The sequence below is a fragment of the Lysinibacillus sp. AR18-8 genome, assembly GCF_001705465.1.
In the GTDB taxonomy this organism is placed as follows: Bacteria; Bacillota; Bacilli; order Bacillales_A; family Planococcaceae; genus Lysinibacillus; species Lysinibacillus capsici.
Genome location: NZ_MDGU01000010.1, coordinates 154551 through 168072 on the forward strand (window position 1 = coordinate 154551; position 13522 = coordinate 168072).

The 13522-nt window shown below is 39.0% G+C and carries 10 protein-coding genes; all 10 read right to left on the reverse strand.

Annotated elements, in window-relative coordinates:
- Nucleotides 1-33: 33 nt before the first annotated feature.
- The 10 genes from BFM98_RS09790 to cbpB all read right to left on the reverse strand — a co-directional run bounded on the left by BFM98_RS09790 (nucleotide 34) and on the right by cbpB (nucleotide 13404).
- Nucleotides 34-2628 carry a VWA domain-containing protein gene (locus tag BFM98_RS09790; protein ID WP_066037220.1) on the reverse strand — a complete coding sequence of 865 codons (2595 nt, stop codon included), beginning with the start codon at nucleotides 2626-2628 and terminating at the stop codon, nucleotides 34-36.
- Entirely contained in the window at nucleotides 2612-4357 is a 1746-nt protein-coding gene (locus BFM98_RS09795; protein ID WP_048391971.1) for a vWA domain-containing protein, read from the reverse strand. Before BFM98_RS09795 ends, BFM98_RS09790 begins: the two co-directional genes overlap by 17 nt.
- Before the next feature lie 11 nt (nucleotides 4358-4368).
- Nucleotides 4369-5244: a DUF58 domain-containing protein gene (locus tag BFM98_RS09800; RefSeq protein WP_066037221.1), complete on the reverse strand. Its 876-nt coding sequence runs from the start codon at nucleotides 5242-5244 to the stop codon at nucleotides 4369-4371.
- Nucleotides 5241-6236 carry an AAA family ATPase gene (locus BFM98_RS09805; RefSeq protein ID WP_048391973.1) on the reverse strand — a complete coding sequence of 332 codons (996 nt, stop codon included), beginning with the start codon at nucleotides 6234-6236 and terminating at the stop codon, nucleotides 5241-5243. The genes BFM98_RS09800 and BFM98_RS09805 overlap by 4 nt, the downstream gene beginning before the upstream one ends.
- Nucleotides 6237-6247: 11 nt before the next feature.
- Nucleotides 6248-7663 carry a hypothetical protein gene (locus BFM98_RS09810; protein WP_066037222.1) on the reverse strand — a complete coding sequence of 472 codons (1416 nt, stop codon included), beginning with the start codon at nucleotides 7661-7663 and terminating at the stop codon, nucleotides 6248-6250.
- A gap of 12 nt (nucleotides 7664-7675) precedes the next feature.
- Entirely contained in the window at nucleotides 7676-8521 is an 846-nt protein-coding gene (locus BFM98_RS09815; protein WP_066037223.1) for an ABC transporter permease, read from the reverse strand.
- Complete coding sequence (locus BFM98_RS09820) at nucleotides 8518-9453, reverse strand: ABC transporter ATP-binding protein (protein WP_048391976.1); 936 nt, start codon at nucleotides 9451-9453, stop codon at nucleotides 8518-8520. Before BFM98_RS09820 ends, BFM98_RS09815 begins: the two co-directional genes overlap by 4 nt.
- Nucleotides 9453-11846, reverse strand: a complete 2394-nt coding sequence (locus BFM98_RS09825; protein WP_066037224.1) for a DUF7408 domain-containing protein — start codon at nucleotides 11844-11846, stop codon at nucleotides 9453-9455. Before BFM98_RS09825 ends, BFM98_RS09820 begins: the two co-directional genes overlap by 1 nt.
- A gap of 161 nt (nucleotides 11847-12007) precedes the next feature.
- Nucleotides 12008-12895, reverse strand: coding sequence for a transcriptional regulator CcpC (locus tag BFM98_RS09830; protein ID WP_048391978.1), 888 nt, complete (start codon nucleotides 12893-12895; stop codon nucleotides 12008-12010).
- 68 nt (nucleotides 12896-12963) lie between these two features.
- Nucleotides 12964-13404 (reverse strand): cyclic-di-AMP-binding protein CbpB, encoded by a 441-nt coding sequence (cbpB, locus tag BFM98_RS09835; protein ID WP_004224640.1) that lies wholly within the window; start codon nucleotides 13402-13404, stop codon nucleotides 12964-12966.
- Between the last annotated feature and the right edge of the window lie 118 nt (nucleotides 13405-13522).

A 13522-nucleotide genomic window follows, 5' to 3' on the forward strand; every position in this document is an offset into this window, starting at 1 on the left:
AAAACTATTCGAGTTTGCACTGCTTCCTCTATTTTAAGATCGTTTTTTCATGCCTTTTAACAACTGTGCTACATTTGTGTCTTCTGGTATAGTTTTTTCCTCAACAAGCGGCTCTTTTTTCTTCGCATTCGTTAGGAAATTCCAACCAAAACGTCTTATGGTAATATCAATAAAGAAAAGAAGCATACTCGCTAAGAGTAGCCATGTGGCAATATTTTGCCGATCTGCTCCTTTTGTCGTAAAGTCACGGAAGACATCTTGTGGTTCCTTTAAAACAGTGCCTCCTGTTCGTTGAGTTAACTCTTCTATCAGTTGGTTATTTACAGGGAGTAGTTCGTATTCAGCACTATAAGGAACACTTAGCCCTGCCTGATAAATGGCCTGCTTTTCATCTGCTATACGGAAGAAAATTAATCCAGGTTCAGCTTGTACTACAGCTCGAACTTGAGATGCGGAAATGGTTTCAAGTTGTGTTTCTAGCTCCTCCCCTGCTTCATTTACCGCTACAATATCTAAAAATGCGGCTTCATTTGTAGGGTCTGTAATCATAAAGGAACCATCTGCTTCCAATCTTACATCATAGGCTACATCATTGTAGCTTGGTAGCATTTGAGAAATAAGTGTTTGCCAAAATACTCCCCAATTCTGCCATCTAGCCCAATCTCCTGTCCATTTACCCGTTGAATCAGATGTAAAGGCAAATGTTTTACCAAGACCATATTGCCACTGCGCTAACACAGGATCTTCTTTCTCGCTTTCTGCTACAACAGTAGCCCCCTGTTTTGCCGTTGTCCCAATATATGCATTCATTTGTGGGACACCATTAGCAAACAGTGAGTTCCATCCTGCTGCATTATAAATTGCCGGATAGAATGGATTGTCCTCAATATAGGTGCGGGAAATCATAGCTGTTTCCCGAGATAAAATAGAAGGAATGGTTTGCTCATCTATCACATCATAGAAACGTCCACTGCCCATGTCACTAAGCGCTTCTAATAAGTTCGCATCGGCATCTTGTCCAATCGCTACTGTCGATAAGGTTATACCCTCTTCTTTCCCTTCACCAATTAAATCCTCATAGTTCCCTGCCTGTGACTGCCCATCTGTTAAGAGGATAATATGCTTACGTTGGAGCTTTAAATCAGCAAGGTTCTCGTAGGCTTTAGCTAATGAACTATAGATTTCTGTTCCCCCACCAGGTGTTACTGATAAAATAGTATCCACAGCCTCTTCTTTACTGTTAAGAGGCCCTGTCTCTATAATCTCCCAAGGACGATCATCAAAGGCGATGAATCCTAATGTATCCTCATCTCGCAACATCTCAACAGAACGTGCCGCTGCTTCCTTAGCAAGCTCAAGCTTCGAGCCTTGCATACTGCCAGAACGGTCAAGTACAATCACTAATCCTAAGGAAGGTAATTGCTCTTTGCCCTTAATTTCCATTTCCACTGGCAATAAGGTTTCAATCGGTGTTTTAAAATAGCCGCCTAGACCAAAACTATTTTCTCCACCCACCATTGTAAAACCAACTCCAAAGTTTTTGACTGCTTGCTCAATAACACTCATTTTTGCTTCACCCACTAAATGACCTGGTACATTGTCGAAAACGATAGCATTATATTGCAAATAGCTGGATAGTTCATTTGGTAAACTTTTAGGTGCTACAACATCATAGGCAATGGATTGACTACCAAGTGCTGCTGCGATGGGTGATGCTGTTTCATAACCATTAACGATTAATAAATGTGGTTCACTTTGAACCATTGTGACACTAGTTAACTTATTGTTTTCAAAAATGGCATCCTGACCAACTTGAACAACGGCTTCATATTTTACAAGTCCTTCAGCTGTTGCTGCATGTTTATAGGTAAACACATTCGTGCCTTCAGTCAGCTCCACTGCCTCTCGATGAATAAGCTCATCATTTTCATATAGTAATAGCTCGCCTTGACCTGCTGATGTTGCATGTATGTCTGTCACTAATTGTTGTTGCTCTCCAACGTAAGCAACTTGAGGGGATACAAAGCTTTTTAGTGATACATCATTGACAACTGGTTGACTAAAAGGCTTAATATCCACACTAATATTAGAGCCTTTCAACTTCGTAGCAAATTCTAAAGCATCGCCCTTTGTCTCATTACCATCTGTTAGTAGCACAAGACGAGTTGCTTTTTTAGGATCTATAATCCCTGAAGCAAGCTGTAGACTTTGTTCTATATTTGTTTGATCGGTAGCTTTAATTTCAGTTAGTTTCGGTACTTCCTTTAATGTTTTAGATAAAATAGCTTCTGTTTGTAAAGTAGAGGAAAATGAATAAATGCCCGCAAGTTGTGGTTCTTTTTTTGATTGGAGGCTCTCCTGTATAAACTGAACCATCTCATCTTCCGTACCATTCATAGAAGCAGAACGGTCTACTAAATAAATAATTTGTTCTTCTTTGATTGGTAATAATAGATATGGACCTGCGAGTGCAAAAACTAAACAGCCTGCTGCCACTATGCGAATAGTAAGTACAACAATATGACTTCTTTTAAGTCGCTGTCGCTCATGAAAGTATGTCCATCCAAAATACAAGAATAATGGAAGGAGTAACAACAATACTAACGGCATATCAATTCGTAAATCCACGACGTCGTTGCACCTCCCACTCTGAAACAAGCAATAGTAAAATAATTACAATTAGCCAAGGCACGAAAGAGGTCATCGACACTTCTTCCTTTCCATTGTCTGAAATATCACCTAATGTAAAACTTGTTCCTTGTTCAATGACACGTTCTTGTGCTTGCAATTGTACAATCAATTGTTTTTCCTCATTATTTGAGCGTACCATATAAATGCCTGGCTGTTTGGGCGCAGTTAGCATCCCCTTCGTAACAGACGAAAGAAACTCGTCTTCTTGCGAATAAACATTCCAGTCTCCTTGCGCTAAAGCAACTGCACGTTGTTCATTGGGTGAAAAAATCCCAAGTGACCCAACTGATTCTGTTAGCTGCTGCTCTGTACTCCATAGAAATAGTGGGAATGATGGATGTAAAGGCCAATCTGTATCAGCAATATCGGCTAAAACAACGATATCTCCTTTTGGGGAGCGTTGGATGAACGGCTCTTCTCCAACAGAAGCAATCGTTTCATAGTCCGCAAAACCAGGATAAACAGCACTAACATAAACATCCTTTAGTTCACTAAAGGCAAATAATGCATCACTGCTAGTGCTTACCGTCCCATTCGCATCTACTTTTTCTGCATCATCACGACCAAATAATACGAGGGGATTGTCCATCTTTTCCAATAACGCTGATTGGTTTGTGATTATGGTAGCATCTTGATTGTCAGCGACTTGCAAGGAAGGGACGATTTTTACGCCACTACTAACTGTTTGAAAACCTTTTTGTATCAGTTGATGCAAGCCTTGATCAACAATAATTTTTGACGTAGTCGTTTGTAGTAAAACTGTTTGTTGATTGTCTATGTCATAATCATCTTTTGCATCAATAATAGCTGTCATGGATTTTGCTAAAGGCAAATCTTTAAATGTTTTCGTAATGGCTTCATTTGGAGGCACAACGACACTTTCTGCTACCAGCTCCTCACCCTCTGCATTATTCAATGCGAGCGTTACCTTTTGCTCGGTATTTGTATCATTATGGAGTTGTACAAGTGCCAGCGTAGCTTGCCCATCTGTCGTAGCAGCAAAGCGGGTGATAGCGATATTTGTTAAGTCTTTTGTAGCACCTCTTACTAGCCATTTCACAGAATCCTTGTCCATCGGTAATTGCTTTTTATCAAGTGTATCTGTAAAAACATAGATAGAAGTCGGTGTGTCGCCCACAAATGCCTGTGCTACATCCAGCGCCTTATTCATTTCAGCAGTTTCATAGGTTACTTGTAAATCTTGAATAGCTTTTTTTATTTCACTCGTGTTTGTTTCTTGCTGTAAAACAGCTTTTGGTGCAGCACCAGTTGTAATTAATGTGACAGGTCGACCATTCAATTCATTCATCAAGTTCAGCATTTCCTGTTTATGAGCGTCAAAGGTTGATTGCTCTTTACCTGCCAGCATTGTGGCTGAAGTATCTACAATAAATATGGTTTGTGCACCAACAATGGTTGATTTTTTTATATAAGGATTCATCAATGCCAAAACAAGTAGCAGTAAAGCAAGAAGCTGTAAATATAGTAGGGCATTTTTTTGTAAATGCTTTAAATAAGGCGATACTCGCGTTTCCTGCATAATCTCCGACCAAAAAAGCGTCGAAGAAACTGTTTGATCTGTATATTTTTTTCGAAAGAAATAATAAAGTAGGACAATGACCGGGATGATGGCCGTCCAGCTAAATATAATTTGACTAAAGCCCAATACGGCTCACCTCACCTAATCCAATGTGCTTTTAATAATTGCTGGAAAATCGCATGTTGCAATCCATCTTCCACTTTCAATTGTAATTTTCGAACACCAAAGCGACGGCAAATGGCTTCAAATTCTTCTTCATGTAGTATGCGTCTTGCATGGTAGGACTCTAATACTTTAGAGGACATCGTCACATTCACATCATTACCTGTTTCACGATCAAGGAGACGTACATCACCCGAATAATTTGGTGACAGTTCTTCTTGCGTTACAATTTGCAAAATGCGAACATCTCCAGCATAGCGTGGTAGCCTTTTTAATAGCTGTTCCCATTCCTCAATTGGCTCTAATCCATCTGTAACAATGAATAATACGGTACTATCTTTAGGTAAAGCTTTAAGTGCATCCTTGGCAAAACGATTAGAGTAATTAGCTTCCTCTATATCTGTTACTAGCTGTAAAAAAGCTCGGCGATACATGGTACCCTTCCGTCGAAATGGTGGCTTCACTTCATCTTGGACAAAAGAAAAGGATAGACGATCATCTCGACCTAATACCATCAGACCGAGGGAGGCCACAATTTGACGAGCAAATAACCACTTAGCATGTTGCCCCATTGATTTGGTAGCATCTAGTAGAATATGTACACGCATCTCTTGCTCATCTAAAAACCTTTTTATAAAGTATTTATCTGTACGAGCAAAGACGTTCCAATCCACTTGGCGTACATCATCTCCTAAATGGTATTCTCGAAAATCCGAGAAATCAAGGGATGCCCCGAAGCGTTGAGAACGGTGCGAGCCCTTATGTTGCCCGCGTAGTTTGGAGGCCGTCGCTACTTGAAAGCGACTGATTTTCGCTAACCAGTCTTCGGGCAATAAGTATTTTGCTGTCACTTGCTAATACCTTGCTGAACTTTTTCTAAAATAACATCAATCACATCGTCTGCTGTTTTTCCTGAAGCCTCCCCTTCATAATTCAACAGCATGCGATGACGTAAAACAGGCTTAGCAACAGATTTAATATCCGCTACAGAAACATGAAAACGACCATTCATTAAAGCTCTTGCCTTTGCCAATTTGATTAAGCTCTGCAAACCACGTGGACCACTGCCATACATTGCATATTGTTTAACCTCATCAAGCGCATCTGTTCTCTCAGGATGCGTAGCCACTACTAGATCAGTTGCATACTCTAGCATTTCATCAGCAACCATCACTTCCTTTACCATTTGCTGAGCTTGAATGAGAGCATCCGTATCCATCTGTTTCTGTAAACCAATTTCCTGGGCACCTGTCGTTCGCTTCATAATTTCCATAAGTTCGCTTTTTTCTGGATAGGGTACAAGAATTTTACAAAGGAAACGGTCCATCTGTGCTTCTGGTAATGGGTATGTTCCTTCCATTTCAATAGGGTTTTGAGTTGCCAGCACGAAAAATGGTCTCGCCATTTTTTTTGTATCCCCTAATATGGTTACCGTTTTTTCTCCCATTGCTTCCAACAAGGCACTTTGGGTTTTGGGTGTTGCGCGATTTATCTCATCAGCCAATACCATTTGACTAAAGATTGGCCCAGGTTGAAAGGTAAATTGCTGCTTCCCATCGGGTGTACGTTCAATCATGCTCGTACCTGTTATATCTGCTGGCATAAGATCTGGTGTAAATTGAATACGTGAAAACGACAGATCCAGTACCTCTGAAATGGTACGAATTAACATCGTTTTTCCTAAACCAGGTAAACCTTCTAACAATGCATGACCATCCGCTAATACTGCATACAGGGTATAATCAATTGCTTCTTCCTGTCCAACAATGAAGCGATGGATTTCTTCTTTAACTTGTTGTAATTTCGTACTCATATCTACATACTGTTGCTCTGTAAAGGCCATTTCTTTTCCTCCTACTGCGACTCAATTGACGTGAAATAAGATTGCACGACATTTTGTAAATCCTTCGGTAATTGTAAGCGCTCTGAACTCTCTAAATAGCTGTCTTTATAAGAGCCAATTACTTCTTCATAAGGTCGAATAGAACCTTTTGTTATCGGACCATTTCCTTGTTGCTCAGATACATGGGAACCATCTCCTAATGCGCCACCATCTACTGATGTCTCACTTGCCCCACCTATTCGATTCGGTGTCGTTAGCAAATTCCGACCGCCTTGGCCACTTCCTGCTCCTTGACCACCTTGTCCCTGACCTTGACCTTGACCTTGGCCCTGTCCTTGTCCTTGGCCCTGTCCTTGGCCTTGGCCTTGTCCCTGGCCTTGGCCTTGGCCTTGTCCCTGTCCTTGACCATTGCTCTGGCTACTACCATTTTGCTGTTGAGAACCACTTTGAGCATTATTTTGACTAGACTGGCTTTGTTGATTACTAGGTTGGGAATTACCAGATGACTGTTGACTGTTTTGATTGTGGCTGCTGGCATTATTGGCACTCGCAATTGCATTTTGTAAGGAGTTACTTGCTGGTTTACCAAGTTTACTCATAGCAGTTTGTGTGGCATTTGCATTTTCTGTGAGCCCTTGCTGCATTTGGGCAAGCTCTTTTAGCTGCTCAACCTCTTCCTTCGATAATCCTTGGCCTTCTGTTGTGCCATCTTGACTAGCCGTTTGTTTATCCTTTAATTGCTGCTCCTTTAATGCTAGCTCCTTTTGCTTTTTGACAACTTCTCGTAAAGCTTCTTCTGCTGTTTCAGCCTCTTTTAAAGTATTTTGAAGTTCTTGCAATTGCTCCTTTACTTCTTTTGTTTCCGCCTTCTTCTCTAATTCAGCAACTTCCTTCTTCATATCTTCGATAACTGCTTGCTCCTTTTCAACCTCTATTGCTTCAATTTGCGTAGCTGCTGGGAACATATAAAGAATGGCTAGTACAACTGTTGTAATAAATAAACCGATAAACGCCTTTGGACGAAATAGATTTTTCTTTCGAGCCTTAAAGTCTGCGAAAGCTTTTTCAGCATTTTGGATAGCTTTCGATAATAATGATTGAACAAGAGGATCCTGATCATCTTTAAATGATAAAGCTGTCACTAATTCATTATGTGAGAAATAATGATCCAGTTTATGCAATGCCTCTTTCTCTTTGACCCGTTTCCACCAAATATAAGCAATGGTTGAAATAATAACGGTAATAAAGGCTCCTAACGCTATTTGGCGATAATATGGCCAGACAAATAGTCGGGAAATAAGTACGAGAGAAGCACTCGAAAGCAATGCCAAAAACAAACCGTATTGTGCAATGGGAATGCTTCTTTCAAGAGTTAATCTCGATTTTGCACGCTGAATATATTTTCGTAATTGCTTACGACGCTCCATACCAATTCCTCCTCATCGGTTACTTTTCATGTTGGCACGCAATTTTTTAATCGCAATCGTTAAACAAAGCACAATGATGAATACATAAGCAATTAAATAAGTAATCCATACAGGTAGTTCTACACCCGACAGCTCAGCTAATGCATCCCCCATCTCTGGAGAAATAAGTGTCAGCATCAAGGCACCTGGATTAATAGATGCCCAAAAATAGGTCATAAAGGAGGCACCTGTTCCAATGGCATTGCCCATTTGATGAAAGGCCATTGTTAAAAAGAAGAAGAATGCTGTAATACCTCCTAAGAAAATGATTGAGCCGTATGTGGCAATCATGGCAACAATAGTTCTCTTAGTAATCGTAGAAAACATCACGCCTATACTACCTATTGCTACTACAGTGACTAAATAAAATAAAAATATAGAAATAAGCTGTGAAGGCGACACACCACCGAATAGAAACACTAGACTGTATAGTGGTAATCCCGCTACCAGCATCAATACTAGAAATGCTACGGAGGATAGTAATTTTCCAATAACAATTTGTGTAGAACTTTGTGTCGTTGTTAATAAAATATTTAATGTTTGCTTTTCGCGCTCACTACTGATAGCACCAGCAGTCAAACTTGGTGTAATGAAAAGAACTAATGCCATTTGCAAGATGGTTAGCACAGCAAACATCATAAAGCTTGTCTCTGGTTTAAAGAAGCCTCTGCCAGTAAATTCAGTTGTAAGCAATAAAAACCCTGCAATGAAAATACACAGTACCGCTAAATAAAACATTAAACCTGAAAAGCTTTTAAAAGAACGGAAGCGTAACTTCAATTCTTTAACAAGTACTGGATTATAAAATCTTTCCATCATTGATTGTCCGCTCCCTTCGTAATCGCCATAAAGACATCCTCTAAATCCTTCTCTTCTTCACTTAATGCATAGATTGGTAAATCTGTAAGCATAGCTTTTTTTAGCAATGCCACCTGCTCAGCATTTGTTCCTCGATAGTTAAAGGCTATTTCTAAACGATTTTCAATGACATCAATTGATGAAATATGAGGATCTTCCTCTAAAAACGCTCGTACTGCATCCAATTGATCTGTCACTTTCAACACAATACGCTTTTCTCCTTGTAGCTGGGCCTGAATCGCGGCTACATTTCCATGTGCAATTAATTTACCATTATCAATAACACCGATTTCATCACACATCTCAGCAAGTTCAGGTAAAATATGCGACGAAATTAAAATTGTTTTTCCCATAGACTTTAAATTCCGTAAAATATCTCGCATTTCCACACGAGCACGCGGATCTAGTCCTGATGCAGGTTCATCTAGAATCAGTACCTTTGGATCATGGATGAGTGCACGAGCTAAACATAAGCGTTGCTTCATACCACGTGATAATAAATCAACATATTCATAGCGTTTACTTGTTAAATTCACTAGTTCTAATAGTTGTGGAATTAACACTTGACGCTCTGCTAATTGGATACCGTAGCTCGCTCCATAAAAATCTAAATATTCATCTACTTTTAACTGATCATAAACACCAAAGAAATCGGGCATATAACCAATTTGCTTTCGAACTTCTTTTGGTTCCTTCACAACACTTTTGCCATTTATCAGAGCATCTCCTGAAGTCGGTGACAATAGTGTAGCTAAAATAGAGAATGTCGTTGATTTCCCTGCTCCATTTGCGCCAACAAATCCAAATACAACGCCTTCTTCTAAAGATAAGTTTAAATGATCTAATGCTGTAAAGGAGCCGTATCGTTTCGTTAAATCACGAATTTCAATCATTATTTTGCCACTCCTTTCAGCTCTATGTCTGGTAACTTCGTTTGTTCTCCTGATGGATCGGGACCATATTTGATTTCAATTCGAAGCTCTCCATCTTGATTAAAGTATGTGGAAATCTTGTCTGTAAACACTTGCTTTGTATTGACTAAAGGCTCATATATATTCGTTTCATTATTCCAAATGGATAGCTGCATACGTGAGACATCCTTATTAGAAATTGTCAGCTCATTAAGTGATTCAACGGCATCCATGAATTGATCTGGCATGGTCATCGTTACTTCGTACAACCCTTCAGATAGGTACCATTTATTCAATTCTTCCTCGATCTTTTCATAATAGCCATTTGCTGATAGTGGCTCTACTGAATACGAGAAGTTATTACGCTTCATTGTAAATGGCCCTGTTAGCTCAAATTTTCCTTTAAATGGTTGAACAAGCATCGTAATCGGTGACATATTGGCACTTGTTTCTAATTCAACACCTACCACAGCTTGATCTGTCCAAGCTGTAAGTATTGGCTGGTTATCCTTTTCGACAAGCGGCAATGCTAAAGTTTTCATTCGTTCAATCCGCATTGGGTTTACCTCATCCTTTTTCGATGGGTAACTATAATTATAATTATTGAAAATAGATGGTTTTTGAAGAACCGTTGTTTTCAGTTCCTTATTTACCTGTAATGTTCCATTTGCTTCAATATCACCTAGTTTTACTTCTTTCACACCAGAGATTAATGTGACATCTTTTAATGCAAACGGGAAATTATTTTTAACTGTTCCTGTTAGTTTTTCATTTTTCAGTGTTATATCTATATCCATCTTCCCGATATTTTGTGCTGATGTTTTTCCACCAAAGGATTGCACAGACCAGTAGCTTAAATCACGTAATGTTAGTGTTGAACCGCTAGCATTTTCTTTTATATAAGAAGATTCATGTAATGGTCCCATCGTGCCTGTGAAGTTATTATAATTTCTTAATGCAACAGCAGTTGTATTTTGGTCAGCATTGACCACAAAGTCCCCACTGCGATTCGTTAGAATGGACTCTACATAATAGCCATTTACACTATTGTCTTCATTTACTTTATAGAATGCAGATTGTTGAACTTGTGGCTGAACAATACGATCCTTCGCTCCGACAATAAAGAGAACAATGGAAAGAACAACAGAGATGGACGGTATTATCCACCATGCATGTTCACGCTTGTCCGCTTTTTTCAAGACAAAATAAAGAATTGGCCCGATTATTAAAATATAAAGAATAATGACAATTAGCATATAGCTCACTGATACTTCGAATGATGGAAATAGTTCATTAATGTTACGAAGTTCATAAGATATTTGATCGAGAGGAGATTGTCCCTGTCTCATCATTCCTTGCTGTGAAATACTTTGAATATTTATCACTTTGGCTAAAAGTGCTCCGTAGCCGTCCATAGAAGCAAGTGGTTGATCACCTAAAGAGAAGGTTGTTTGAATCACTTCCCCGCTACCCACTTTTTTCTTTGCTGCTAACACTTCATTATTTTCTGTTAATACAGGTAAACTTCCTTCACTACTAGTAGCTGAGTATACTGAAATCGGCTGTGTAAAAATGCCGCCTCCTGACAATTTAGTTAAAGCTTCTGCAGAAATCGCAGTCATTTCTTGTGATAATGACAAAGGTAAATACTCTTTAAAAACCCCTGCTGTAGCATTAATTTGGTCAGCAGCACCTAGAAGTAAGGTACCACCATCCTGTACCCATTTTAGTAATGCTTCTTGTTGTTTCGGTGTTAAATCAGCAATAGCCACTTCATCTACAACAATGACATTGGCCATCGCAAGTCCCTGCGAATCTTCTGGAAGTGTATAATCTTTTAATTGATTGATATTAAATACTTCCACATTACTTTGAGCTACAAATGTTGATAAACGTAATAGTGCAGAAAGACGATCACTTTTATCTGTTAATGTATAAATGAATGTTGATGAGGGGTCTAAAAAATTTGATTGCAGACGTTTAGTTCCCTTATAGGCAATCTTTTTTCCTTTTTCAATGCTTCCCTCATAAAAAGCAAATAAATCGGTGTCCGAATAACTATAGTCAGCTAAACCATCAAGATAGAAAGTAAATGTCTTTTCCTCTCCTGCTGCTATATCAATTGGAACGACAAGTGCTGAAGCTGCCTCATAAGAATTTGATGAATTAATCGCCATATCTCCTGAGAAGTCAGCTCCATTATTTTTCACTGTAACTTGGAGTGGTACTACTGATTGATATTTCGCTTTACCAGAAACACCCGCTGTTGCTTTCACCTCTAGCGTAGCAGCAGCACTTGCCTGAGTTGTAGGCAAGATAAAGCTCATTACCAGCATGACTAGTAAGGTCAGTGCCGTCCATTTTGTCTTTTTCAAAAGCTCAACCCCTTTTTATGTAAATAGATGGTTACATAATTATACGATTTATATTGCATTTTGTTCCATTTCTTATGTTATCTTCATTAATATTCATAAACTCTTAAGAATTCTACAATGCAAAAAGGCAACTCCAAAACAACCTGGAGCTGCCTGATTTTCTATTTAGTATAATCAAACAAACACCGTGCATGATCCTGCACTACTTCCACAAACGCCTCTACTTGTCTTAATTCAAAAGAGGATTCATAACCAATTAACCAAGTATCGCGTGTAAGACCAAACTCTTTTTCATCATTTGATAGAGGGATTTTGTGAATGGCATCGTGGTCATTTAACGTAATAGAAGGCAAGATCGCATAACCGATACCATTTAATGCCATTTGCTTGCAAATTTCAATTTGATCCACTAAAATTTGTTTTCTTGGATTCGAGGCAAAATGCTGCTGCCACCATTGCTGAATTTCTTGATAATAGTTGGAATCACTCTTATATTGAATAAATGGACGGTCTGTCTTTAACACATCTTCAATTGTTTTAACCTCTTTGTCCACTAAATAAAGAGTATCTCTGAAAAGGTGGATCTTTTCTCCTTTCCAGTCAACTTGGCCTCGTACAATGCCTACATGGGCCTCGCCCTCGTAAAGAGCCTTCACAATTTCAGAACTCCAGCCCGTCATCAGTGATATTTTAGCCTCTGGATATTTTGACACAAACTCCTTCAAGATTTTTGGTAGCCAGTTCTGACCAACAATGGATGCACAAGCAATTTTCAATGTCCCGTTTACCTTTGTCGTTAAGGATTGAATCGTTTCAAATATTTCTTCCTTTTTGGCTAGCATTTCCTTTGCATAAGCAATAACTTGTTCACCAGCAGGTGTTGCTGTTAAACCTTTTTGTGAACGAATAAATAATTGTGCACCCCAGTCTTTCTCAATCGTTTGCAATCGTTGTGAAAGGGCTGGTTGGGATAAAAATAGACGTTCTGCTGCTTTCCGCATATTGCGTTCTTCAGCTAAGATTTTTAAAATTTCTGCCTCTGTTGCCATCAATCTGTAAACCTCCAATACAAGCAAAGAGGGCCTCATGATTTTCATCTGAGTTCCCTCTTAAGCTACTACTCTTTTTGATAAATATATTTTTTCAATTGCTTTAAAATAACACGTCTTGTTAATATCCCTGCAAATGTACCATCTTCGTCCACTACACATAAAAAGGCGTGGTTAATAACTAAATCCAAAGCACGCTGGAAAGTATCCGTCAGCTTCAATACAGCGATCTCTTTTTCCATAATAGAGTCAACCTTAATATCAGGTAGCTTTTCATATTCAATATGCTCAAGTCCAAGAATCGATTCGGTAATCATTTTCATGCTAAGTAAACCTTGAAGTCGATATTTCAAATCTAATACAGGTATGGACGAGTACCCTGTACGTGTTAGTACAAGGAGTGCATGTTCCGCACTATTTCCACTTTGTACATGCGCAACTTTTTCAGAGGAAATGATAAAATCACTAATTGGCATTGCTAATAAGTCTTTGCTGTTAGTTGAAATCATGAACTTCTTCTCCTTTTCTGTCCTCACTGTGTAGAACAGTCCTTCCCTTTCATCATATCACAACTTTTCTATGTATGACCATGACCAGGCCGAGAAGAGTTTTCATGAACAATGAATT